The organism is Actinoallomurus oryzae, from assembly GCF_039541955.1.
In the GTDB taxonomy this organism is placed as follows: Bacteria; Actinomycetota; Actinomycetes; order Streptosporangiales; family Streptosporangiaceae; genus Actinoallomurus; species Actinoallomurus oryzae.
Map to the genome: position 1 here is coordinate 118024 of NZ_BAABHF010000043.1, position 20560 is coordinate 138583.

Below are 20560 nucleotides of genomic sequence, written 5' to 3' on the forward strand. Positions count from 1 at the left end.
AGGTCGATGTCGCGTGTCACTGATGGATCGGCTGAACGCGTGCGCCATGGGGGGCCACATTCAGCGGGTGTATGTGCCACGAAGTACCCACTTCCGCGCTGATTGAATCAACTTCGCCGTCGCGGAAGGTGAGTGCGAGGACCGTGGGCCCGGCCCCGGAGATCACGGCCGCCACGCCCTTCGCGCGCAGCCGTTCGACCAGGTCGAGCGAGGCGGGCATCGCGGGCTCGCGGTAGGACTGGTGCAGCCGGTCCTCGGTCGCGTCGAGGAGGAGTTCGGGGGTCGCGGTCAGGGCCGCGACGAGCAGCGCCGCGCGGCCGGCGTTCGCGGCGGCGTCGGCGTGCGGCACGGTGTCCGGCAGCAGCCCCCGCGCGCGTTCGGTGGCGAGGCGCTCGTCGGGCACGAATGCCACCGGCCGTACGCGCGATGACACGTCCATCCTGGTCAGCCGGGCTCCACCAGGGGCCTGCCAGGCGATGGTGAGGCCGCCGGCGAGGCAGGGTGCGACGTTGTCGGGGTGCCCCTCGATGCGCGTCGCGAGCGCCAGGACGTCGTCGTCGGTGAACGTCTCGCCCGCGGGATGCAGGGCGCGCGCGGCGACGATGCCGGCGATCGTGGCCGCCGAGGACGAGCCGAGCCCGCGCGCGTGCGGGATGCGGTTGACGCAGCGGATCCGCAGCCCGGTGAGTTCGCCGCCGAGCCGTTCGTACGTCGCGCGGAACGTTCGCGCGATCAGATGGTCGGCGCCGCGTCCGGCGGTGTCCTCCCCCTCGCCGCTGACCTCGATCGACAGGCCGGATCCGGCCACCTCCACCTCGACGTCGTCGTACAGGCCGAGGGCCAGCCCGAGCGCGTCGAAGCCCGGCCCGAGGTTGGCGCTGGTGGCCGGCACCCGGACCCGTACGGCACGGATCACGTGAGTTCCAGCGCCGAGGCCGCGGCGTGGGCGTCGACCGGCACGGTCATCGGCGCGGGCGCGCCCGAGATCGCCCAGTCGGGGTCCTTCAGGCCGTTGCCGGTCACCGTGCAGACGACCCGCTGCCCGGCGGACACGAGCTCCTCCTCGCGGGCCTGCAGCAGGCCGGCGACGCTGGCCGCCGAGGCGGGCTCGACGAAGACGCCCTCCTCGCGGGCGAGCAGGCGGTAGGCGGCGAGGATCTTCCGGTCGGTCACGGCCTCGATCGCGCCGCCCGACTCGTCGCGTGCGCGTACGGCAAGGTCCCACGAGGCGGGATGGCCGATGCGGATCGCGGTGGCGATCGTCTGCGGCTTGAGCACCGGCTCGCCGCGCACGATCGGCGCGGCGCCCGCGGCCTGGAAGCCGAGCATGCGCGGACGCGTGTCGGCCTCCTGGTATCCCATCCAGTACGCGGAGATGTTCCCGGCGTTGCCGACGGGCAGGCAGTGCACGTCGGGGGCGGCGCCGAGCGTGTCGACGATCTCGAACGCGGCGGTCTTCTGCCCTTCGAGCCGGTAGCGGTTCACCGAGTTGACCAGGGCGACCGGGTAGTCGGCGGACAGCTTGCGCGCGAGCTCCAGGCAGTCGTCGAAGTTGCCGTCGATCTGCAGGAGCCGGGCGCCGTGCACGAGCGCCTGGGCCAGCTTGCCCATCGCGATCTTGCCCTGGGGCACCAGCACCGCGCACACCATGCCGGCGCGCACCGCGTACGCGGCGGCCGAGGCGGAGGTGTTGCCCGTCGAGGCACAGATGATCGCCTTGGCGCCGTCCTGGGCCGCCCGGCTGATCGCCACCGTCATGCCCCGGTCCTTGAAGGAGCCGGTCGGGTTGGCGCCCTCGACCTTGAGATGGACGTCGCAGCCGGTGAGCTGGGACAGCCGTGGTGCGGGCAGCAGCGGCGTGCCGCCCTCGAACAGGGTGATGACGGGCGTGTCGGCCGTCACCGGAAGCCGATCACGGTACTCCTCGATGATCCCCCGCCATGCCTTGGTCACGGTGATCCCTCCTGACCTGCGATGACCGTACGCCGAGTGTAGAGGCGGCGGAGCCTCGCGTCTCACGTCGTTCCACATGCTGGGATCAACAGGGGATATCTATCATTGTGCCCCGTGCGTCCCCGAGCGCTCGTCGCCGCCTCCGCCACTACGGCCGTCGTCGTGGCGGCCGGCGTCCTCTGGCTGACCGGCGGCCTGCGCGCGGCCGACACGCCCGCGACCGTACGCCCCGGGCAGGAGGTCGACCAGCATCTGTTCCGCACCCGGCTCGTCGGCGCGCACGTCACGACGGTCCCGAAGACCAAGTTCGCCGCCGCCCGCCGGTTACTGGTGATCAACGCCTGGGTCGTCAACCCCACGCGGGAGACGACGGGCACGATGGCCGGGGCGGACGACGACGTCTTCGCGCACGGCATCTTCCTCTACTGGAACACGCGTAACGGCCCCCGGCCCACGTTGAAGGACGCGCAGGGCATCGCGGGCGACACGCTGTTCCGCTCGCTCCAGCCGCGGCTGCCGACGTACGTCGCCGTGCAGTACGAGCTGAGCGCCACGACGGTGATGCCCGATCACATCAGGGTCGCGCTGGCCGCCTACCGGCGCACCGCCGCGGGCGTCCTCGACCCGCGCGGTTACTGGGGCTACCAGCCACGGCGCTACACGACGAGGGTCGAACACGACCCGTTCACGCACCGATCGGGCCGTGTCACGCAGATCATTCCGGTCCTGGTCGCCAACGTCACGCTGCCGGTGAAGCGATGAAGCGACGGTGGTCGATCCCGCTCACCCTCGTGCTGGCCGGCGCGGCGGTGGGACTGCAGGCCGGACACTGGAGCTACGAGCGGGCGTACGGGCCGTTCGTGCGGAACGGCGAGCTCGGGCGGACGGTCACCGAGCCGCGCTTCACCGTCCAGGTGGAGCAGGTGGTCACCGCACGCACCATCCGGGTGCCGGAGGGCCCGTACGGCGCCAAGCCGCAGATCATCCCGGCGAACGGTGTCTTCGTCGTCGTGATCGCCACGGTCGCGGCGCGGCGTTCGCCGGAGTTCGTCGCGGCGGCCCGGCTCGACACGCGGTACGGCCACTACTACCCGACCGACAAGCTGGGATCCAGCGGACTTCTCGGGCCGCCGGTGACCACGCTGGGGTTCGTACGGCTCCAGCCCGGGATGCCGCGCCGGGGCTGTTATGTCTTCGATGTGCCGCCGGGCGCGCTGGAGGGGGCCCGCTTCGCGCTGTCCGACCGCGACACCGAGGAGGCGGCGTTCGGCCACTACCGCGACGACCCGGTGCGCTTCAGCGCCGAGGTCCACGTCGACCTCGGCATCTCCGCCGGCGACGCCGCCGAGCTGACCCGTACGGCGGCCACCGGGTACGGCCTGCCGGAGCCGTCGTGAAGCGCGCGGCGCGGATCCTGGCCCTGCCGGCCGTGACGACGGTCGCGATCTACCTGCCGTTCCGGGCGGAGTGGCGGCACTACCGCCAGGACGTCCCCGGCGGCCACACCCGTACGGTCGCCCCCGGACGGCCCGCCGTCTTCCAGCGGATCCGCTGGACGCTGGTCTCGTACGGACCGGCGGTACTCAAACCCGGAGATCTCCCCCCGGACGGCATCGACGCCCCGGCCCGGCCGGGCGAGACCCTCGTCCTCGTCACGCTCAAGGCCGAACCACTCACGAAGAACCCCGCCGACTCGAACATCGACTTCGCGCTGCGCGACCGCGCGGGAAACCGCTGGACGGCGCGCGAGTGGCACACGGTGATCTACTACGGCACCCACGAGCCCGCGTACGTCATGGGGCTGGTGCCGAGCCGGGCGGCCGGCTCGATCGAGCTCGTCATGCGGCACCGGCACCAGGACCTGTCACCGGCGCTGGGCGGTCCGGAGCTGGTGTTCCTCCACCGGCCCTCCGCATGACCAGGTCGAACATCGCGGCCAGCAGGGCGAGCCGGAGGATTTCGTACACCAGCCGGTGGCCGTACTCCACCGGCGCGAGCACGAGGTTCCAGAACCGTACGGTGTGGTCGGTGCCGATGAGCGCGATCACACCGCGCTGGACGCGGTCCATGAGCGCGCCGATCGCCACGTAGCAGAGGCAGAACCACGCGAACACCGGCGCGCCCGCACGGAACACCAGCCGCACCGCGTGTGCCACCGGCACGTACTTCTCCCGCGCGCCACGGCCGGCCAGCTCCGCGAGCCGGCGCGGGCGCCCGGTGAGGCGGGCGGCGAGACGCTCCAGCGGCGTTCCCTCGATCGCCTCGCGATCGTGCCGTTCGAGGCCGTACACGACGGCCGCGATGGCGAGCCAGACCAGCGGCAGGACGAGGGCCTGCTCGACCGGCCCGGCGTCCGGCGGGCTCAGGCGGCCGGTGAGCGCGTGCCAGAAGACGCGGCCGGTGACCCAGCGCTGGGCCGCCCGTACGAGCTGGACGATCGAGTACAGCGCGTAGAGCGTGAAGTTGACCTCCAGGAACGCGACGAGCACGGCGAGGACGCGGCCCGGCCTGGCCTCGTGCCGGCGTTCGGCGAGGACGCGCAGTCCCCACGCGACGACGGCCACCACGAGCGCCACGGGGATCGACACGTTGAGGATCTTGCCGACGTCGAGGTAGTCGCCCGCGTCGGCGAGCCGCTGGGCGTCCGCCCGCAGCACCTCGCGCAGGTCGTCGGTGTAGAGGTTCCAGCCGAGATAGATCAGCACGAACGGGAACAGCGTGCGGCCGATCGCCGCGGCGTACGGCTCGTCGGGGTCCTTGATCGCATCGAGGCGCCGGCCCAGCGTGAACATCATCCCGATCGTGACGACCAGCGAGATCAGCACGACCACGCTGAGCAGCACGAGAACGAGTACGCGCCGGAGCCCCGGCTCGCTGCCGTGGCCGAGCTCGGAGATCGCCTGGATCAGCACGTAACGCGGGATCGCCCCGGCGCCGAACCAGAGGGCAAGCGGCACGAACGACCCCGCCGCGAGGCGCAACGCCGCGACCGGAAGCGCCAGGACGGACAGTAGCCCGGTAGGCCTCGCCGCAGTCCCGGCATTCTCCGCCATCGTCGAGCATCCTAGCCACCGATGGAAACCACCGTCGGCCAACGGACAAGAGACTGACGGCCGCAACAGGGTTGCCATCACGGAGGAGGCCTTCGGCGGACCTGTTCTCCCGATCCACCAGGCACTGGACCTTACTCAAGAGAACATCGCTCAGCCAGGAGTACCCACGCACCTGATGTGGCAAGAGTGAGTACCTGAGGTACTCACTTGCTGGGGCAGCTCCTCGCGCTCTACGGTCGAGCTCGCAGTGCCGCAAGATCTCTAAGGAGCCCCCGTGCGGGATGAACAGGGCAACGCTGATCGACTGCTCTCCAGAAACGAGTTCGCCCGGCTGGCGGGGGTGAAGCGACCCACCATCACGAAGTGGGCGAGGCTTCAAGGCTTCCCAAAGGTTCTCCACCTGGCCGACGGAGAATACTTCACGCTCGCGAGCGTCCTCGAGTGGCTCGACCGTCGCCCGATCCCGGCGAAGAATCGTGCGGCCGATGAGCCGGCCGACGCCACTTACGGCCGACGGGCGCGCCGCAGGAGCGTACATGCCCCTGAGACGCCCGCGCGTCGGACGACGCGCACTGGCGCCGGCAGTTCCGACCTGGCCCACGACCACCTGCTCGGACCGCTGGCGGAAAGTGTTCGCGGGGGCGCCGGTTCCCAGGCCGACTACCTCTCTCTTCTGCTCTGCCTCATCTTCGTGCGCGTTACCGCCCGCGACGAATGGATGAGACTCATGGAGGTCACCGAAACAGATTCGGACCGGATTCGCCCCGATGGTCTTGTCCGTCACGTCAGCGAGCGCGTGGACCAGGTGCTCCGGTCGCGCGGAGTCCCGTCCGGCGTTTACTCCGTCCTCGAGCGGCTGCGTCCGCGCGCCGCTGAGGACCTCATTGAAGTGATCCGCGCCTGCGACCAGCTCGGCGACGACGACTTCGACGCGCTGCTGAGTCGTTTTTCCACCGAAAGGCGGCTGGGGAGCGCGGACTACTTCACGCCTGCGGAAGTGGCGCGTCTGATGGCAGGCCTGGTCATCGCCGAAGATGCCGAGGGTGGCACGGTCTACGACCCGTACCTTCGCGGAGGAGAACTGCTGCGCGCCGCGAGCCGAACGCGCCAGGTCCAGACGGTAGGCGGTGAGAGCCCGAATCGGGAGACTTTGCGCCTCGCCGGTATGAACCTGGCTGTCCATGGTTTGACGGCCCGGCTCCGCCCAGGAAGAGACACGCCATGGGATGAACCGGATGAGCATCGTTCGCCGGCCGACGCCGTACTGCTCAACCCGCCGTTCAATCGGCAGCGCCCGATGGCGCGAAGGCGTTCGGACAGCGAATGGCCGTTCGGCCCGCCTCCGCGGCACAACGACAACTACGCGTGGGTCCAACATGCGGTCTCATCACTCACATCCGGGGGCAGGGCCGCCGTGCTGATGACGTCTCAGGCCGGTGTCAGCTCCGACGAGGAGGAACGCCGGATCCGCAAGGAGATGGTGGAGAAGGGCGCGATTGAAGCCGTTGTCGCGCTGCCCGCACACATTTTCCCGCTGAGCGACGCCGCCGTGATGTTGTGGGTGGTTCGTCGCCCCGCCCCTGGCCCCCGCCGAATCCTGTTCGTCGACGCCAGAGCCATGAGCGGCAAGGACCAGGCCGGCCCGGTCTTGTCCAGGGAAGCCGTTGAGTCGATTCCAGAGCTGTTCACCGACCGGCTCCGCCTGCCCGAAGGTGAGCGGATCGAGTTGGCGGGCGGCGGCAGCGCGACCGTGGCAGGTGCGGACGCGCTCCGCGACACGGGTCATTCGCTGCACCCGTCGGACTACCTGAAGGGCACGCGCGGGGCCGCGCGCTCCATGCGGTCGGAGGACACCGCAGTCAGCCTCGCCGAGCTGGCTGACATCCGATCGCGGGTGAGCACGGCCGACTCCCGAGTCGAGGAGCTGCGGACTCTGCCCCTTACCAGGGCCTCAAGCGGTTTGCCCTCGGGCTGGCGGCGGCTCGCGCTGGAAGACATCTGCCTGATCCAGGCCGGGCCGTCCTATTCACGGCTCGGAACAGACGATCGCACCAAGGACGGCCCGGTACCTGTCGTGATGCCACGGCATCTACGCGACCGTCGCATCGTCGCCACCGGAGCGGAATGCGTCAGCGAGGAACTCGCGCGAAAGCTCGCGAAGTTCCGGCTCTCCCCGTACGACATCCTCTGCGTCCGATCAGGGGCCATGACCGAACCGGCACTCGTCGAAACGAACCAGGACGGCTGGCTCTTCGGAGCCAACCTCTTCCGGCTGCGCCGGATTGGCGCTGAGACGGTGGACCCGTGGTACCTGCTGGGTTTCCTGTCACTGGCCACCGTGCGGGAGTGGATCGAGGACAGATCGACCGGCACGGCCGTCCCTTTCATCACCGGCCAGACCCTCGGCCGGCTCATGGTGAGCATTCCTCCGATCGACGAGCAACGCGGGATCGGCGCAAGCCTCCGGGCGTTGGACGATCAAATCGCGGCGCATCGAAACTTCGCGCGCGCCTCCGAACAAGCGCGGGCAACGCTGGCAGAACAGTTGATGGAAGGCGTCGTGACTCTTCCATGACCGCCGACGAGACCAGAGACGACACGACGAACGGCAAGGTCGGCGCTCCGGCAACGGGCCTGGGCACAGCACTCAGAGGGCTCGTCCCCCCAGTGTCGGGATTCGGCCTCCCCATCGGTTGCGGCTTGTTCGGCGCGCCATCGTGGGTCGTGTGCGTTCTGGGCGCACTCGGGCTCGCTGTCTTCGCCCTGCAGATCGTCTTCCCCCAGGAATCCGCCGACCGCTTGGCCTGGTGGCGCGACCGTCGCCGCTCACGTGAGCGCATCGCCGCCCGGCGGGCGGAGGGGGCCAGGAGTGAAGACGACCGACCGTGGTGAGCCAGGTCCCACTCCGCTAGTCGTCGCCCTCGACGCGCATCACGCTGGCGACCGCGCGGACGATCTCCAGGTCGCGAAGGCGCTCGATGGTGGCCGACAGCGCGCCGTCGGGCGCCCGGTGGGTGACGATGACGAGCTGCGCCTCCTCGCCGTGCCCCTCCTGGCGCACGGCCTGGATCGACACGTCGTTCTCGGCGAACTCGTCGGCGACGCGGGCCAGCACGCCGGAGCGGTCGGCGACGTCCAGCGCCACGTGGTAGCGGGTGATCGTGTCGGCCATCGGGAGCACGGGCAGCTCGGCGTAGGTCGACTCCGCCGGCCCGCGGGTGCCGTGCACGCGGTTGCGGGCGACCGCGACGATGTCGCCGAGCACGGCGCTCGCGGTCGGCGCCCCGCCGGCGCCCGCGCCGTAGAACATCAGCGAACCGGCCGACTCTGCCTCCACGAAAACGGCGTTGTACGCCTCGCGGACGCTCGCCAGCGGATGCGAGCGCGGGATCATCACGGGGTGCACGCGGACCGACACGCCGCGACCGGCGCGGTGCTCCGCCGACGGCACGCGCTCGCAGATCGCCAGGAGCTTGACCACGCAGTTCATCGCCTTGGCGCTGGCGATGTCGGCGGAGGTCACGTCGGCGATGCCCTCGCGGTGCACCCCGGCGGCGGTGACACGTGTGTGGAAGGCGAGCTGGGCCAGGATCGCGGCCTTGGCCGCCGCGTCGAAGCCCTCGACGTCGGCGGTCGGGTCCGCCTCGGCGTAGCCGAGCGCCTGCGCCTCGTTCAGGGCCTCGGCGAACCCGGCCCCGGAGGTGTCCATCTGGTCGAGGATGTAGTTGGTCGTGCCGTTGACGATGCCCATGACCCGGTGGACGTGATCGCCGACCAGCGACTCGCGCAGCGGGCGCAGCAGCGGGATCGCCCCGGCGACGGACGCCTCGTAGTAGATGTCAGCGCCGTACTCCCGCGCCGCGCCGAACAGCGTGGCGCCGTCCTCGGCCAGCAGCGCCTTGTTCGCCGTGACGACCGACTTTCCGGCCTTCATGGCCGCGAGGAGGAGCCCGCGCGCGGGCTCGAGCCCGCCGATCACCTCCACCACGATGTCGACGTCGTCGCTGGTCACCAGGCTCATGGCGTCGGTGGTTAGCAGCTCGGCCGGGACACTCTCACGGCGCTTGTCGAGCCGCCGCACCGCGATCCCGGCCAGCTCCAGCGGGACGCCGACACGGGCGGCGAGGTCGTCGGCCTGCTCACGCAGCAGCCGCACGACCTCGGTACCGACGGTGCCGCACCCCAGCAGTGCGATCCTCAATGTCACGGCGAGACCTCCAGGCGCAACAGATCCTCCTCGGTCTCGCGGCGGAGGATGAGCCGGGACCGTCCGTCGCGTACGGCCGCGACCGCCGGCTTCGGCACGTGGTTGTAGTTGTTGGCGAGTGAACGGCAGTACGCGCCGGTGGCCGCCACCGCGACGAGGTCGCCGGGGGCGAGGTCCTCCGGCAGCCACAGGTCGCGCACGACCATGTCGCCGCTCTCGCAGTGCTTGCCGACGAGGCGGCTGAGCATCGGGGCCGCGTCGGAGCGCCGCGAGGCGAGCACGCTGGTGTACTCCGCGCCGTACAGCGCGGTGCGGATGTTGTCACTCATGCCGCCGTCGACCGAGACGTACGTGCGGAGCCCGTCGAGCGGCTTGACCGTGCCGACCTCGTACAGCGTGATGCCCCCGGGCCCGGCGATCGTACGGCCCGGCTCGACGGTCAGCCGCGGCACCGTCAGGCCCCGCTCCCGGCAGTTACGGTCGATGATGCCGCGCAGGTTGTCGGCGATGTGCTTGGGGTCGAGAGGGTCGTCACCCTCCAGGTAGGCGATGCCGTAACCGCCGCCGAGGTCCAGCTCGGGCAGCTCGGCGCCGTGCTCGTCGCGGATCGCGACCAGGAGGTCCACGACGCGGTGGGCGGCCAGTTCGAAGCCGTCGGTGTCGAAGATCTGCGAGCCGATGTGGGAGTGCAGGCCGACGAGCTCCAGGGAGTCGATGTCCTGGACGCGGCGGGCCGCCTCCAGCGCGGTCTCCCGGGCGAACCCGAACTTCTGGTCGTCGTGCGCGGTGGCGATGAACTCGTGCGTGTGCGCCTCGACCCCCGTCGTGACGCGGATCATCACCTTGGGCCGTACGTGCCGCTCCTTGGCGAGGTAGCCCAGCCGCGCGATCTCCTCGTAGGAGTCGACCACGATGTGCCCCACACCGGCGTCGAGGGCACGCGTGAGCTCGCCGGTGGACTTGTTGTTGCCGTGAAAGGTGATGCGCTCGACCGGGAACCCGGCGTGCAGCGCGATCGCGAGCTCGCCCCCCGTGCAGACGTCCAGGCCCAGCCCCTCTTCGGCCACCCAGCGGGCGATCTCCGTGCTCAGGAAGGCCTTGCCGGCGTAGTAGACGTCGCCGTCGCTGAAGGCGCCGGCGAACTCGCGGCACCGGGACCGGAAGTCCTCTTCGTCGTAGACGTAGAGCGGGGTGCCGTACTCCCCCGCGAGGTCACGGACGTCCACCCCGCCGATCGTCAGGGCGCCGTCCTCGCGCCGCGCGTTGCGCGGCCAGACACCGGCCGCGAGCGCGTTGAGGTCGCGCGGCGGGGGCAGCGGGTGGTCCTCGGGCAGCACGTCGGCATGCCGTGGACCGGCCGGGTGCACTCGACTCATGATCTCTCCGTAACGCTCACAGGCGGGCGGTCGTTCATCGGCAGGCGGGCGGTCGTCCATCGGCGGGTGGCCGCTCACAGGCGGTCGTCCGGCATTTCCCCGAGCATCCGCAGGCCGTTTCCCAGCACGATCCGCACCGCACGGGCCAGACCCAGCCGCGCGGTGTGCCGGGTGCCGATGGGCTCGTCACCCCTGGGCAGCGCGGGACACTGCTCATGGACGTCGTGGTAGGCGTCGGCGATCCGTTCGAGGTGCCGGGTGAAGGGGCGCGGGTCGTCCTGCCGCGCCGCCTGCTCCGCCCGTCCGGGAAAGTCGGCGAGAAGCCCGATCAGCAGCCGCTCGCGAGGGTCGTCCAGCGGACCTTCCGCCTCACGCAGCCCGAGGTCGGCGGCGTGCCGCCGGATCCCGCAGGCACGCGCGTACGCGAACCGTACGCGGAAGCCGGGGTTGTCGAAGGTCAGCGGCCGCGTGGGCCAGCGTTCGGCCCGCGGAACGGCCATCAGACCGTACGACTCATCGATCCGGGTGGTGAGCGGCGTGTCCATGGTGATCGTGAGAAAGCCGGGGCCGGTCGTCCTGGCGGTACGGACCCCCGGCCGCTTGGCGAGATGCTTGGCGAGGACCGCCGCCACCTCAGGTGCGGACCGCCCCGCGGCCCTGGCGAGCCGTAGCGGAAGCGGCGTGGCGTAGTCCCCCGTGGCGGTCGCCTCGACCGGCGCCTTCTCCGGAATGGGCACGCTGATGTCGCCATCGGCGACCGCGTCACGTACGGCGGCGATGACGGCACTGCTCAACTCACCCGGGTTCACGTGCGCGAGGCTACCCGGGGTCACGCGTACGAGACTATCTGACCAGCATGTGGACTGGAGAGGGCCGGAAAGATCAACCGGCGTCATTCGCGTCGTCCGGGCTGGGACCGGCGCCGGCCAGCTCACGAACGGTACGGATCAGCTCGGACGGATCGAACGGCTTGGTGACGTAGGCGTCCACCCCGATCTCGTGCCCCCGGCGAATGTCATGCTCCTGCGCCCGCGCCGTGATCATCACGACCCTGATGCCCCGCGTACCGGGATCCTCCCGAAGCTTCACCGCGGTGACCCAGCCGTCGAGCCGGGGCATCATGATGTCGAGCGTGATCACGTCGGGATCGACCTCGCGCACCTTATCCAAGCAGTCCTGACCGTCGACAGCCGTCGCCACCTCGAACCCCTCCAGTTGGAGGTTCACGGCGATGAGCTGCCGGATCACCTCGTCGTCATCGACGACCAGCACGCGTCCAAGGGTCACGGCCGCAAAGCTAGCGGTTCGACCACCCGGGACACGCGGAGAACGACAACGTGCGGCATCATCGTTATCGGGGGGACGACCGACCGAAACCACCGCGTAGCCAACGACCACCCCACCGACCCGGCGGCCTGGCATCGAACCGGGCCTCACGCCGGGACCGGCGCGAGCGGTACCGGGATGCTGGTAATCTCTAGGCGTCTTGAGCCCCCTTAGCTCAGGGGATAGAGCACCGGCCTCCGGAGCCGGGTGCGCAGGTTCGAATCCTGCAGGGGGCGCCGTTTGACCCAGGGGGGCGACCCCCTGGAACCCCCGCTGTGAGGGGCTCCGCCCCCCACGCCCCCCACGGGTTGCTGCCGGAAGAGGGTTTACGCTCCCGATCGGCACACACTCGGTCATCCGCAGCAAGTCGTTCGCTGCTGGGCGGACACGCTCGTCACTAGAAACCCTTACACCACTTCCGCCGACGCAATCCCCGTTCGTCGTGGCCGTCGAGGCACTGGGCGTACAGGTATTACAGGATCCCGGTCGCGTGCCCGCGACTTTCCTACAGGCCAGGACCATCAACCATCTGCCCGCCTCGGTTCCTCAGTCGTACCTGGCTCATCAGGAGGCGGCGCATGGCGCCATAGCTGCATTCGAACCGGTCGGCGACCTGCCGAATGCTCCACCCTTGCTCGTACAGCCGTACCGCGTCCTCGACTAGGACCTCATGGTCGTTCGATGCTTCGCTGTGGAGGATCTTGCGAATGTCGGCGGGGTGGTAGCGCCGATGACCGCCAGGGGTGAAGACCGGTGCGAGCCTGCCTTCACGTGCCCATCGGGCGATGGTCGTGGTCCGGACACCGAACAGCTCCGCGACCTCGCGCGGGCGCAAGAGCGGTTCGTCGTTGAGACGCTGCTGGCTGAGGGGATTGGGAGAAGACATCGTGATATGCCGATCCTGTTTCTCGGTGTGGGGAGAGAGGGGGGAGTCTCGGTCCTGAGGGCGCCGCATCGCCGCGGCCATCGACACCGGTTCGGAAGGGTTACCGGTGGAGGCCGCAGCGCACTCAGGACCGAGACATCTATCGGGGGGCCGCCATCACGGATGCGCCGGCGGATGATCGAGGGCCCGTTCAGGGCATGAGGGTCTGTCTGTCCTCGGGCGTCAGCTCGACGCCGGTGCGGGTCATGAGGACGTGAATGGTCTTGCCGTGCTCGGCCTGTTCGACCCACGTCATCGCGGCCAGAGCCTTGATGATCGGGATGCCCCGGCCCGAACCCGCCAACGGCCCGCGGTGAGCCTCTTTGGGCATCGCCGGAGCAGTATCGACCGCATACAGGTGCGTCCACCGGTCATGAACGCCAACGCCGAGGTGAACCGGCCGTGCGCCATCGGAGGCGGGGGCGAGTTTGGCGACCTCCCGGACGGCGTTGGTGATCAGCTCTGAGACCACCAGCACCACATCACCGACATGCTCGGCATCGACGTCGGCGACCTCGGCGAGCACACTCTCGGTGAACCGACGCGCCCACGCCACTGACTCCGCAGCCGCCGGGAACGACCGCCAACACGGACCCGCCACGGTGCCGACGGCCAATCGCCCCGTCTCCAGTGCCGCCGCGAGAACCGACGCAATCGACGTCTCGCGCGAATTGTCGGTCATGACCGCCGAACCCCCGAACACGAACCCGGCTCGGCGATGACCTCGAACACAGAGAAGGCTCGGCCTGTACCCGCGCACCGCCAGCAATCAACCGGAGCAGACCCGGCTGCAGCGTCACCGACCCTGATCAAGACCGCCCGTCGGACCGACCGCAGACGCCAGCCACGCCCACCGCACGACCGACACCGCCCAACGGCTTCCACGTCACTCATGACGAATACGATCTGTCACGAGCCACGCGCAAAACACTCCCGGCGGTTATCCCCATCGGGGATAAGATGCGAAGCCCTGGTCGTGCGGGGAGGAGGCTACGGCTCGATGTACCAGTCGCCATTTGAGCCGATCGACATTCCGGACCATGCCTGGCAACAGGAATCAATCCGGCAAATTCTCCGGAATCGCCTCGCCGGCCCCCTGTTCGCCTTCGCGCAGAAGTACGGCATCAGCCAGACGCGGTTAGCAGTAGCAACCGGCGTGTCCCAGGGCCGTATCAACGACCTCATCCACGAACGGCGCAGCAACATCACCGCCATCGAGGTATGGATACGCATCGCGGACGGCCTCAACATGCCCGACCACGCCCGCACGACGATGGGCCTCGCGCCCGCCGTCCCCGCGCGTGCAACATCCTCTGGCAGGCCTGCAGCCGAGCCAAGAGCGCTCTCAGCACCGCAGGAAATCTCCAGCCTCTTGTCCGAGGTCATCTCGACCGAAACGAACGATGAGGCAATCGATCAGCTTTCCCGCGCGGCCAACTCCCTTGCGGAGTCTCATACGCAGGTTCCAGCGCAGAAGGCCCTCGCTCAAGTCTTGCGCCTCCACAGGGAGACACAGACTCTTCTCCGGCGGCAACAGAGCCTTCGCCAGAAACGCGAGCTGTACCGAATCGAGTCACATCTACTCGCACATGCCTGCCTGCTCTTCGGAGACCTCGACAAGAACGCAGCAGCAGACGAGTACGGCGAAGCCTCACTCGTCTTCGCTCAGGAGGCAGGCGCCAACGAGGCCATCGCATGGACCGTCCGCGCAAAGACCTTGAGGTGGCAAGAGAGATTCATCGAATCAGCCGACATGGCACGACGAGGCTATGACTGCAGCCCCGCTACTCCGCTGAGAGTGCAACTGGCCAGCCAGGAGGCCAACGCCGCAGCACTCCTCGGCGATGCCAAGAGAGCACGCGAGGCGATGAAGAGAGCGGAAGCCGCCGCCGAGTCCATAGAGCCGGACTCCGGCCTGTCCGCCTGGTCATTCCCCGCCGCACGCCAGGCGATCTTCGCCCTATCTGTCGCCATCCACACCGACGACCCCGACGCAGCCTTGCGGGCCTCAGCGATGGCGCACCGCGCGTGGGAATCCGGGGTCCCGAGGGTCCCCGCGACCTGGGCGCAGATCCAGGCCGGCACCGGCATCGCACATCTAATGAAAGACTCGCTCGATGAAGCCGTACGGGAAGTCACCCCAATCTTGGCGCTACCTCCAGAGTTCCGCGTCGCTACCGTGACCGCATACCTCAAGAACCTTGATCGCCGTCTAGGCGATCCTCGCTTCCGACGCGACAAGAACGCACTCGCCCTGAGGCGAGACATCCGAGACTTCATCACCGCCGCCCCCGTCCTGCCCGAGGCAGGCTGATGACGAGAAGCAGATGAGCCCTCTCCCAGAACGCATGCGAGACCGTTGGCGCAACAGAGCCGAGACCGAGCCTGGCCAGGGCACCATCTACTGGCACATACTTCTCCAAGACAAGCCTAATGCGCTCGCCTTGGCAAGAGAAGCACAAGAAAGGCTATCTAGCGTCCCTGGTCTACACATGACCCCACGGGAGCGGCTTCATATAACGACGCTCCTCGTTGGATCGGCGGATTCAAGCTCATCAGAGCAGACCGCTCGGATGCTAGAGGAGACGAGACGCACTCTTGCGGGGGTCCAGCCAGTTGGCATTACCCTTGGCCATATTCTCTACCATCCCGAAGCCATCATGCTCGGAGTTCATCCGCAGCGAGCTCTCGACCCGATACTCAACGGGGTTCGAGCTGGGATGCGACATGCGCTCGGAGAAGAAGGAACTATTAACGGGGCATTTCCTTCTTGGACGCCGCACATAACCGTAGCGTACAGCACAACTGACCAAGCGGCAGCACCGATAATTGACATCCTCGGTCGGGAGCTACCAACTTGCACTGTTCTCATTGATGCCGTGAGCCTTGTCGTCCAATGGGGCCCAGAACGACTCTGGGACTGGCAAACTATCGGGACTATTCGGCTGACACCTAGAACAAGTTACCCCAAAACATAAGTTAAGGCTTTGCATGCGAAATGGATCTATACTCACTAACCTCTAGTGTTGCTACTATCCATTTGTTTTCGTCTAACGGCGGCGCGCCAAAATGCAACACATATGAAAGCGGCACAAGAAGCCAAGGGCCACCGAGACTACATGCCAACTTCATCTGCGAGATCGGCGAACTGGTCCAGTGAAAATGTTGGGGCGGTCCTGAGAATAGCGATGATTTTAAGAGGCGTATCTCCAGTTCGATCTGAACCGGAAACGGATGCACCCTTTGTTTTTCTGGATAGAATTCTACCGCCCGAGAAGTCAAGAACCCGAATGCCCTGCTTAAGTCTCGATCCCGAAAATTGGCTCAGGTCAAGCATAAACGCCTCGGAACGATGACCGGCAGAGTGCGCATCCGAAACACCACTGTCTACCAGATGTATGAGACGAAGGTCCAGCAAGTCCGTCAGAATATTGTACCTCTGCGGGTAATTTTCCTTGTCTTGGTATCGAACGAGGAAGTAAGTATGACTTTTCTCTTCCAAACAGAAGGTGCGAACTCGCTTTAGCGCTTCGAGTGTGCGGGTCGCCGAAGTGACATTGGAGGCCATATCGTCCTCGAGTTCCTGCACCTTAACTTGCGCCGCATCGCCGGCCGCCTGGTTGACGTCCTGGACCCCAACCAGCCTCGCGTTTGAACGGCGCTGAGCCTTCGCGATAGAACTGGCTGCGAGGACTAGATAGTCGCGTGGAACCGCACCGGAAGCCAGCACTAGTCGGTCGAGAGCGGCACCATGAAACAATCTCGTTAGAGCGGGAACGCCCACATGTCGAGCATATTGCAAGAAGATATTTTCCAGGAACTCTTTTGCGCGCGCAGGATCTTGCAGGGTGACGTCCAGATCCAAGAGATCCGCGTCGTGAATTGTCTGCAGCCCGAGTGGAGGAGATGATTGAAACCATCTCGTGAGATGACGAATCGAAGCGATCTTTAGCCAAGCATTAGCGTCACGAACGCACCCGTGAAGCATGTCCAAGACGCGAGGCTGTTGGGCACGCGACAAATAGTAAAAGTCATCAATAAAAACAAAAAGCTGCAAGCCAGCAGTGTCAAGGAACCGCTTCAACACTCGCTGGATTCTCGGAATTAGAGCTGTAATTTCATTCGTTGAAGGAGCAGCCCGCCCCAATAGCTCTTGTATATTTTCGTACAATGTTGCAGACAATACAGAGACGGCAGCCTCTGGCCGAAGATTCTGTTGCCGAGTGACGACCGCAGTAAGGATCTCTTCGATTACGTAAAGAAACACCCTGTCGGGAGTTTCATTACGAAGCGTCTGCATATTCACCCAACAGGAGATGGCTTCATCATCCTTAAGGGTGCGTCGCGCTTCGACCAGCAACGCCGATTTTCCGGCACCGCGACGGCCGAAGATGAGATTTTGCCGAGGTGCACTTACTGCAGATAGATTTACCTGAGCGTCCCGCACATAGGAAAGACTCGGCTGCGCTTCAGAGACTCTCGATCGGGCACTGATCAGTCTCGTCAACTGTATAGCCCGATCGTCCTGGACACCTTCCTTCATCGGCCGTGCGTTGCGCTCGTGGAGTTCTTTCGGCGCCTTTCGAGCGATGACAAAAGCGCGTCGCTCCGACGTCGAAATTTCTTCGTCGAGTTCGTTGCCGACACTCGCAGCAACAGGGAGGTCCAGCTCGTCGACGAGCACGATATAGTTCGTCTCGTCAGGGTATGCACGTACCGTAATGTCAATGACACGAATATTTCCGCGTCGCATAAACTGCTCGCGAATGAACTGAGGTATATCGGCCACTGATGGTCCAGTCATAGGTAGGCGCAACCTTTCGCCTTCAAATACTGTCTAGACAAGCTAATAAGGTTCGGAGCCTCGACAGCTAGGCTATGGGCCGTTGCCCGCCAACTGGCGACATCCACAGGATACGGATCGTAGTCGGCAGCATTTCGGTGAGCTCGGGCATCTTTTAGGGCGTTTTGCCAGATAGCTGCGTCGATGAAGTCATTGGGTATTTTGCCGGGAAGAACCGAGTGGGACTCATGGTCGTCCCCTCCGTAAGCGAAGTAAACAACCGCCCGCACAGCATGATACATCGAATAGTAAAAGCGGCTGATCGATGTTCGGTACTCAGGCGGTCTTGTCCTAAGTGTCTTGTTCCCGGCCGCCAAAAAGTGCGAAGCAAGATCTAAACGGTCAGCGCATACTTGCTGTCTCAAATCATCAATGGGTCGCGAGGTCTGCGCGGCCAGGTGGACGCCCTCACCAAACAGATCCAGAGTCTTCTTGCTGGCCTTGCTGACCCTGAGCAGCGCTGCGTCATGTGCTGCACCTGAAACAGAAGCACCGCCTGCCATAGTTCGTCAGCATATCGCCGGAGCGTGCGGTTGGTAGGGTTTGAGCCCTGAGTGATCCGTTGCCGAATCTAGCTGTATTGGATCAAGGCGGCGGCGCTGCGCGTCGCCGCTGGCCGCCCGCTCCGGCACGCCCTACGGGCGTGCGGCGTGGGCGCCGGTCCCTACGGCCGTGCCGATCGGGCGGCTGGCTCACGTGTAGCGCAAACTCGCCTATGAGCCTCCGCAGCTTCGTAGAACCACACAGCCGCGGTAACTGATCACTCTGGTCGGTCGCCGGCGAACTGTAGCCCGTCCTCCGCGTATCGCCAGTGGGCGTCACGGCTGCGCGAGGTCCATGTCTCGGCCGCGGTCTGTGTCCGTTCCACCCACTCGCGAAGCTGTGGCAGTCCACGTGAGCGTAGGAGCGAACGCACGGCAACCCGATCGACAGATCGCACCGGACGGACGGTGACATGGATCCCGACCATGTCCGGATGGACACCGCCCATGCCGTAGTTGAACGACTGGGCTGGAGTCCAACGCACCACCAACACGACGTCGGAGATCATCCCCGTGTGGAAGCGAGGCCGTTTCACGAGGGAATACGCGTCACCCAGCCCCTTGATCAGGTCGGTGAGGGTCAGCGGCCACGACTGCCCTCGGGGGAGATGACGGTTACGCGACGGCATGCGGCCCATGATGCAGACCTGAAGGATCGTCCGGCATCCGAATATCCGCCCAGCGAGCGCCTCCGGCGGGGGCCTCAGACTCGGGGATGGCAGAGGTCAGGCGCCGGGATGGAGGTGATCACTGGGGTGGAAGCCTGGTCATCCCCTCCGTCGACGTCCCAGGGCAAGCCGAGCAGACCAGGTCCTACCGGCGAAGGTCGTTCGTCCGGTGGGGCGCTCCACCTTCACCGGTAGGACCTGGCCCGCTCCCCCATGGGTGGGCCGACGACGGAGGGGATGACCAGGCCGCGGGAGCTGTGGCGTACGCACGCCGACGAGGCGGCTCATGGCCTGTCCAGTGGATCAGTTGCTCGCACACCAGCCGGACACCGACCGCCCACACGAGACCCGTTGCGATCGAGATGGGAACGCCCAGCCAGAAGCCCCAACCCGCCCAGCTCGCCAGCCACCACGACATCAGCATGCTGAACACGGTCACGGCCGCGACCATCACGAGCGCCGATAGGTACAGCCAGCGCACCAGCGCCGGGCCGGCCCGACGTTCGAACCGGACGTCGAGGAAGCCGAGCAGAGAACGACGCTCAGGCGCAGGCGAGGCGTACGGACTAGGGGGAGGAACGAGCGGAGAAGAAGCCACCAGCAGTCACCCCCTGCAATCGTCTAGACGTCCTGCCGTGCCGTTAGCGTGCCAGCAAGAGCAGTGGCCAAGCGGGAAACACGGGCAAGCTCGGATCATGAAACGACCAAGGTCCACTACCTCGTTCGCACGGCGTGATCGATGGTCAGCGTCGAAGTCGACCCGCGTACTATCCGCGTACTCGCCGCCCGTCCAGCCACCCAGTCGCCACGGTTCCGCCGCAGGTCAGATAGGTAATCGGCCTTAGCTGCGCTACCGCCCTCCGGAGCCGGGTGCGCAGGTTCGAATCCTGCAGGGGGCGCGTTGTGATCCAGGGGGCGATCCCCTGGAACCCCCGCTGTGAGGGGCTCCGCTCCCCACGCCCCCCACGGTCGCTGCCGGAAGAGGGTTCACGCTTCTCGGGCCCCGTTGAGTCAGCCGCACACTCGGTCATCCTCGGCAAGTCGTTCACCCTTGAGCTGCGGACGCTTGACACTAGAAACCCTTACACCGCTTTCGCGGACGCAACCCCTCGTTGGACTCAGTCTGCAGCGCCTCGACGACGAGCCGCTCTTGCGTCCGCGTGAGGTCGCGGAGCTGTTCGGCCGTCCGGGCCACGACGATCACCCGGTGGGCACGCGAAGGCAGGCTCGCGCCGGTCTTCACCCTGAGGGTCATCGGCACTACCGTGCACCAGCCGAAGTGGCCTCGCCGGAGCGCCACCCTGATCGGGCCTCAGCAAGCCCAGCGGCGGCGCCGATAACCATTATCGGCCAGTCTGGGCATAATACCGATATCTTGCCCTCAGGAGGGGAACGCTTCCGGCATCCTCAGAAATAAAGATCACATATTACGTGCGTCTTTATAAATTATTCGATGCAGCTCCGTGCCTACGTATGGCTCTGGCCGTCCAGGCGGAAGCACTGGAGCAAGTACGCGAAATACCCTTCTCAATGCCTCCCCCTCATAGTCTTCGATTCTCTCCGTGGCTTGCAACCACAGTCCGCCCGCACGAAGGCTACTCACCTCATAAAATGCCCCGGTGGCGCGTATAGCCGCCAATCCGCCGAGCCTCTCAGCGAGCCCCGGA

General features: G+C 66.6%; 20 protein-coding genes and 1 tRNA gene. 8 read left to right on the forward strand and 13 right to left on the reverse strand.

The features are described 5' to 3' along the window. Positions 1-16 precede the first annotated feature (16 nt). Together thrB and thrC are read right to left on the reverse strand one after the other, a co-directional pair. A complete protein-coding gene (gene thrB / locus ABEA10_RS34520) occupies positions 17-913 on the reverse strand; it encodes a homoserine kinase (protein WP_345471305.1) in 897 nt (298 codons plus the stop codon). After that, positions 913-1953, reverse strand: a complete 1041-nt coding sequence (gene thrC, locus ABEA10_RS34525; protein ID WP_425550997.1) for a threonine synthase — start codon at positions 1951-1953, stop codon at positions 913-915. Before thrC ends, thrB begins: the two co-directional genes overlap by 1 nt. Positions 1954-2067: 114 nt before the next feature. Here thrC and ABEA10_RS34530 point away from each other — a divergent pair, with 114 nt between their 5' ends. Genes ABEA10_RS34530 through ABEA10_RS34540 form a run of 3 tightly spaced genes read left to right on the forward strand, consistent with a single transcriptional unit; the run spans position 2068 to position 3871 of the window. Continuing rightward, positions 2068-2715 (forward strand): hypothetical protein, encoded by a 648-nt coding sequence (locus ABEA10_RS34530; RefSeq protein WP_345471168.1) that lies wholly within the window; start codon positions 2068-2070, stop codon positions 2713-2715. Further along, positions 2712-3350, forward strand: a complete 639-nt coding sequence (locus ABEA10_RS34535) for a hypothetical protein (protein ID WP_345471170.1) — start codon at positions 2712-2714, stop codon at positions 3348-3350. Before ABEA10_RS34530 ends, ABEA10_RS34535 begins: the two co-directional genes overlap by 4 nt. After that, a complete protein-coding gene (locus tag ABEA10_RS34540; protein WP_345471172.1) occupies positions 3347-3871 on the forward strand; it encodes a hypothetical protein in 525 nt (174 codons plus the stop codon). Before ABEA10_RS34535 ends, ABEA10_RS34540 begins: the two co-directional genes overlap by 4 nt. On the opposite strand, the gene ABEA10_RS34545 is transcribed toward ABEA10_RS34540, so the two are convergent. After that, positions 3792-5006 (reverse strand): hypothetical protein, encoded by a 1215-nt coding sequence (locus ABEA10_RS34545; protein ID WP_345471173.1) that lies wholly within the window; start codon positions 5004-5006, stop codon positions 3792-3794. The genes ABEA10_RS34540 and ABEA10_RS34545 overlap by 80 nt on opposite strands. Positions 5007-5280: 274 nt before the next feature. Here ABEA10_RS34545 and ABEA10_RS34550 point away from each other — a divergent pair, with 274 nt between their 5' ends. Then, positions 5281-7581, forward strand: a complete 2301-nt coding sequence (locus tag ABEA10_RS34550) for an N-6 DNA methylase (RefSeq protein WP_345471174.1) — start codon at positions 5281-5283, stop codon at positions 7579-7581. After that, positions 7578-7898, forward strand: a complete 321-nt coding sequence (locus ABEA10_RS34555) for a hypothetical protein (RefSeq protein WP_345471175.1) — start codon at positions 7578-7580, stop codon at positions 7896-7898. The genes ABEA10_RS34550 and ABEA10_RS34555 overlap by 4 nt, the downstream gene beginning before the upstream one ends. Positions 7899-7914: 16 nt before the next feature. Here the strand turns inward: ABEA10_RS34555 and ABEA10_RS34560 are convergent, their stop codons facing one another. From ABEA10_RS34560 to ABEA10_RS34575, 4 genes are all read right to left on the reverse strand, one after another. Beyond that, the gene (locus ABEA10_RS34560) at positions 7915-9213 is read right to left on the reverse strand and encodes a homoserine dehydrogenase (protein ID WP_345471177.1); all 1299 of its coding nucleotides are present in this window, start codon (positions 9211-9213) and stop codon (positions 7915-7917) included. Continuing rightward, positions 9210-10589: a diaminopimelate decarboxylase gene (gene lysA / locus ABEA10_RS34565; protein ID WP_345471179.1), complete on the reverse strand. Its 1380-nt coding sequence runs from the start codon at positions 10587-10589 to the stop codon at positions 9210-9212. Before lysA ends, ABEA10_RS34560 begins: the two co-directional genes overlap by 4 nt. A 74-nt stretch (positions 10590-10663) precedes the next feature. Next, positions 10664-11422: a DALR anticodon-binding domain-containing protein gene (locus tag ABEA10_RS34570; protein WP_345471181.1), complete on the reverse strand. Its 759-nt coding sequence runs from the start codon at positions 11420-11422 to the stop codon at positions 10664-10666. Between the two features lie 49 nt (positions 11423-11471). Continuing rightward, positions 11472-11861, reverse strand: coding sequence for a response regulator transcription factor (locus ABEA10_RS34575; protein ID WP_329262207.1), 390 nt, complete (start codon positions 11859-11861; stop codon positions 11472-11474). 218 nt (positions 11862-12079) lie between these two features. Between ABEA10_RS34575 and ABEA10_RS34580 the strand changes: the two genes are divergently transcribed. Next, a tRNA-Arg gene (locus tag ABEA10_RS34580) sits at positions 12080-12151 on the forward strand. Positions 12152-12420: 269 nt separating this feature from the next. Here the strand turns inward: ABEA10_RS34580 and ABEA10_RS34585 are convergent. Both ABEA10_RS34585 and ABEA10_RS34590 read right to left on the reverse strand, forming a co-directional pair. Further along, positions 12421-12801 (reverse strand): helix-turn-helix domain-containing protein, encoded by a 381-nt coding sequence (locus ABEA10_RS34585; RefSeq protein ID WP_345471183.1) that lies wholly within the window; start codon positions 12799-12801, stop codon positions 12421-12423. Between the two features lie 190 nt (positions 12802-12991). Then, the gene (locus tag ABEA10_RS34590) at positions 12992-13522 is read right to left on the reverse strand and encodes an ATP-binding protein (protein ID WP_345471184.1); all 531 of its coding nucleotides are present in this window, start codon (positions 13520-13522) and stop codon (positions 12992-12994) included. A 318-nt stretch (positions 13523-13840) separates the two neighbouring features. On the opposite strand from ABEA10_RS34590, the gene ABEA10_RS34595 reads away from it, so the two are divergent. Continuing rightward, positions 13841-15154 carry a helix-turn-helix transcriptional regulator gene (locus tag ABEA10_RS34595; protein WP_345471186.1) on the forward strand — a complete coding sequence of 438 codons (1314 nt, stop codon included), beginning with the start codon at positions 13841-13843 and terminating at the stop codon, positions 15152-15154. 34 nt (positions 15155-15188) lie between these two features. Beyond that, on the forward strand, positions 15189-15818 hold the full coding sequence (locus tag ABEA10_RS51365; protein ID WP_425551003.1) for a 2'-5' RNA ligase family protein: 630 nt from the start codon (positions 15189-15191) through the stop codon (positions 15816-15818). 137 nt (positions 15819-15955) lie between these two features. On the opposite strand, the gene ABEA10_RS34600 is transcribed toward ABEA10_RS51365, so the two are convergent. The 4 genes from ABEA10_RS34600 to ABEA10_RS34610 form a co-directional block, all read right to left on the reverse strand. Further along, a complete protein-coding gene (locus ABEA10_RS34600) occupies positions 15956-17524 on the reverse strand; it encodes a hypothetical protein (RefSeq protein ID WP_345471188.1) in 1569 nt (522 codons plus the stop codon). 116 nt (positions 17525-17640) lie between these two features. After that, entirely contained in the window at positions 17641-18186 is a 546-nt protein-coding gene (locus ABEA10_RS34605; protein ID WP_345471190.1) for a HEPN domain-containing protein, read from the reverse strand. Positions 18187-19038: 852 nt separating this feature from the next. Next, positions 19039-19491, reverse strand: coding sequence for a DUF4282 domain-containing protein (locus ABEA10_RS51370; RefSeq protein ID WP_425550998.1), 453 nt, complete (start codon positions 19489-19491; stop codon positions 19039-19041). Between the two features lie 474 nt (positions 19492-19965). Continuing rightward, complete coding sequence (locus ABEA10_RS34610) at positions 19966-20148, reverse strand: hypothetical protein (RefSeq protein WP_345471192.1); 183 nt, start codon at positions 20146-20148, stop codon at positions 19966-19968. Positions 20149-20560: the final 412 nt, after the last annotated feature.